The following is a 2,661-nucleotide window of genomic DNA, read 5'->3' on the forward strand; positions in this document are numbered from 1 at the left end:
CCACTATTAGATTCACCTTTATTCCGTATTCCGAAAGCTCTTTAGCCGTTAAATGCCCCTGATAGCGTGGTCGAGATTCGGTAGCGTAGACTTCCTCGATTTTCCCTTCATCGAAAGCTTTCTTTATGACTGCTATGGCAGCCGAAGAATTGCAGTGGGTCATAACTACGGAGTTCTTCTTTATCCTTCTCGCCCCTATCTCTCCAATTTTTTGCTTAGCCGTATCAACCCACTCGATGAACTCCTTCGCTCTTCTAACCAAACTCTCTCTTTTCTCCTCTTCATTATCTCCTTCATACCTCATCACGAAATTTATAGCGTTGAACAGGCTTACCGCTGTGGGGCGGGTGTTCAAAAGCCTTTCAGCAGCTTTTCTCATCTTTTCGTCGAAGTCTCCTCTGATCGTTAAGGCGTAATTCATTAAGGTCTCGGCTGCAAACCTTGCGATTCTCGAAGCACCTCTTACCTCCATCGTCTCGATCTTTCTTGCGGCTTCTTCAATCAAGTTCATACTAATCCCTCCGAGATTAAAGCAGCACCTTTCGCCACAGCAAGATCATCTCCGATGATTTTCACATCAACATCGAACTCCTTAGGCAAGTACTCGTAGATTTTCGTGAAGTCCTCCTCGTTAAAAATCCTTCCCAATCTTCCACCTATCGTGACAACTTCTGGATCGAGGATCATTACGGCTTTCGCTATTTCCAAGCATAGAACGTCAAATCCTTTCATCGCTTTGATCTCCTCTTTCGTTGCCTCTCTTCCAAATATCTGCTTGATTCTCCATCCAGAAAAGTGACATTCCAAGTGTCCTTTTCCACCGCATGTGCAAGTTACGTCTCCTCCAACGTAAACGTGTCCGAGCTCAGCTGCTAACCCTCTACCTCTGTAAAGCTTTCCCTCCACTACAACCCCACTTCCCACTCCCGTTCCGAGGGTTACGGCGAATATGTTTTTCTTTTTTGTAATCCACTTGGAGTAGGCGGCAAAGCAATTCGCATCGTTTTCGATCTTCTTTCCCGCGAGAAAGTTCAAATTCCCCCTTAAATTCGGAGCTTTAACTATTCTCCCTCCCCTAATCCAAGCGGCAACGCCGTAAACAGCTCCTTCAAATTCGACCAAGCTCGGATCTTTCAGGACATCCTCCGTTTTAAATGTGTTGAGGTGGCGAAATTCTCCGTTTTTGAATTCCACGACATCAGTAAAGCTTCCGCCTATGTCGATTCCGATTCCCATGATTTTTGGAGGACAAGCATAAATATATGAGTGTCGAGCATAAGAACATGAAGTTACTCTCACTTGAGGACGGCGTAAGGGCTGTTAAGCTTGCAAGAGAAGCGATTGAAACTTATCTGAAAACCGGGAAAAAATTAAATAAAAGGCTGAATGGTGTTTTCGCCGAAAAAAGAGGGGTTTTCACGACTTTAAACAAGCATCGCATGCTGAGGGGTTGCATAGGTTTCCCTTATCCGATAAAAAGACTGGACGAAGCGATAATAGAGTCAGCCATAGCTGCTGCCACGGAAGACCCGAGATTTCCTCCAGTGGAGCTTAAAGAGATGGACGAAATAGAAGTGGAGGTGACGATCTTAACTCCACCGGAAAAAGTTGAGGTGGAAGACAAAACCGAGCTGCCTAAGAAAATCGAAGTAGGTAGACACGGTTTACTGATTAAAAGAGGTTTTTACAGCGGTCTCCTCCTTCCTCAGGTAGCTGTCGAGTACAACTTCGATGCCGAAGAATTTTTAACGCAAACTTGCTTAAAAGCTGGACTCTCTCCGGACTGCTGGTTGCTTGAAGACACGGAAGTTTACGTCTTCGAAGGACAGATATTCGCTGAAAAAGAGCCAAGAGGAGAAGTCGTTGAGGTGGACATTAAATCGTGCAAGCTATGATCCTCAAACCTATTGGAATAATAAGGTCGAAGTACAAAGATAGGAAGGACGCTCCGAGACAGGGAAGAACGAGCGAGGAAGTTAGCGTCATCGAAGTATACGAAGAGTTCGCTGAAGGCTTGGAGGGAATCGAGAGGTTCGATAGGATAATAGTTCTCTACTGGTTGCACGAATCGAGGAGAGACGTCATAAAGGCGAAGCCTCCAGGAGAGGAGGAAAGAGGTGTTTTTTCGACTCGATCTCCGGAAAGACCGAATCCGATAGGTTTTTCCGTTTGCAAGCTGCTGAAGGTGGAGGGGAGAAAAATATACGTTAAATGGCTTGACGCAATAGATGGTACACCTCTCGTTGACATAAAGCCTTTTATAAAAGAAATAGATTGCTGATTTTATTTTTTCCGAGATCGTCAAATCGAACCTATTTTAGCTGCGAGCTTCGCCAAAACCTCCTTCCTCTTCGCCGCAATGAACTTAATGCTTCCGACAACGAGATGTCCTCCGCCATCCACTCCGGCGTTGACTTCTTCCCTCAACTCTCTCACGAGTCTCGGTATGTCCAACATAACTCCCTCGCTCCTTATAACAGCAAAATCTGGTCCGTAGCCTATCGTCACAATTTTTTCGTACTTCTGCTTCAACCTGTCGTGCACCTCTCCCGTCAGCTTTCCGGGAGGAGGAAATTCGAATCTTTTTGCATAATTCTCCACATCCAAAGCAGCTAAGGCAACTCCGTTAGGCAGAATCTGAACCTTGACGCTTTCCATTGC

The 2,661-nt window shown here is 45.5% G+C and carries 3 protein-coding genes and 2 pseudogenes; 2 read left to right on the forward strand and 3 right to left on the reverse strand.

The window, feature by feature from the left end:
• Together F7C14_RS05895 and F7C14_RS05900 are read right to left on the reverse strand one after the other, a co-directional pair.
• Nucleotides 1-511: pseudogene (locus tag F7C14_RS05895) on the reverse strand (ribose 1,5-bisphosphate isomerase); the annotation flags it as partial.
• Nucleotides 508-1,236 (reverse strand): ROK family protein, encoded by a 729-nt coding sequence (locus tag F7C14_RS05900; protein ID WP_290900835.1) that lies wholly within the window; start codon nt 1,234-1,236, stop codon nt 508-510. The pseudogene F7C14_RS05895 and the gene F7C14_RS05900, both read right to left, overlap by 4 nt.
• Before the next feature lie 47 nt (nt 1,237-1,283).
• On the opposite strand from F7C14_RS05900, the gene F7C14_RS05905 reads away from it, so the two are divergent.
• On the forward strand, nt 1,284-1,895 hold the full coding sequence (locus F7C14_RS05905; protein ID WP_290900837.1) for a TIGR00296 family protein: 612 nt from the start codon (nt 1,284-1,286) through the stop codon (nt 1,893-1,895).
• Entirely contained in the window at nt 1,892-2,281 is a 390-nt protein-coding gene (tsaA, locus tag F7C14_RS05910; RefSeq protein WP_290900839.1) for a tRNA (N6-threonylcarbamoyladenosine(37)-N6)-methyltransferase TrmO, read from the forward strand. The genes F7C14_RS05905 and tsaA overlap by 4 nt, the downstream gene beginning before the upstream one ends.
• A 20-nt stretch (nt 2,282-2,301) precedes the next feature.
• Here tsaA and F7C14_RS05915 read toward each other — a convergent pair.
• Nucleotides 2,302-2,661 (reverse strand): annotated as a pseudogene (locus F7C14_RS05915) (phosphoesterase); the annotation flags it as partial.

It is taken from the genome of Ferroglobus sp., assembly GCF_015521575.1.
GTDB lineage: Archaea > Halobacteriota > Archaeoglobi > Archaeoglobales > Archaeoglobaceae > Ferroglobus.

Bases quoted from the DNA above. Each gene is read 5' to 3' on its own strand.
- F7C14_RS05900 (WP_290900835.1), bottom strand. From the start codon at position 1,236: ATGGGAATCGGAATCGACATAGGCGGAAGCTTTACTGATGTCGTGGAA.
- F7C14_RS05905 (WP_290900837.1), top strand. From the start codon at position 1,284: ATGAAGTTACTCTCACTTGAGGACGGCGTAAGGGCTGTTAAGCTTGCA.
- tsaA (WP_290900839.1), top strand. From the start codon at position 1,892: ATGATCCTCAAACCTATTGGAATAATAAGGTCGAAGTACAAAGATAGG.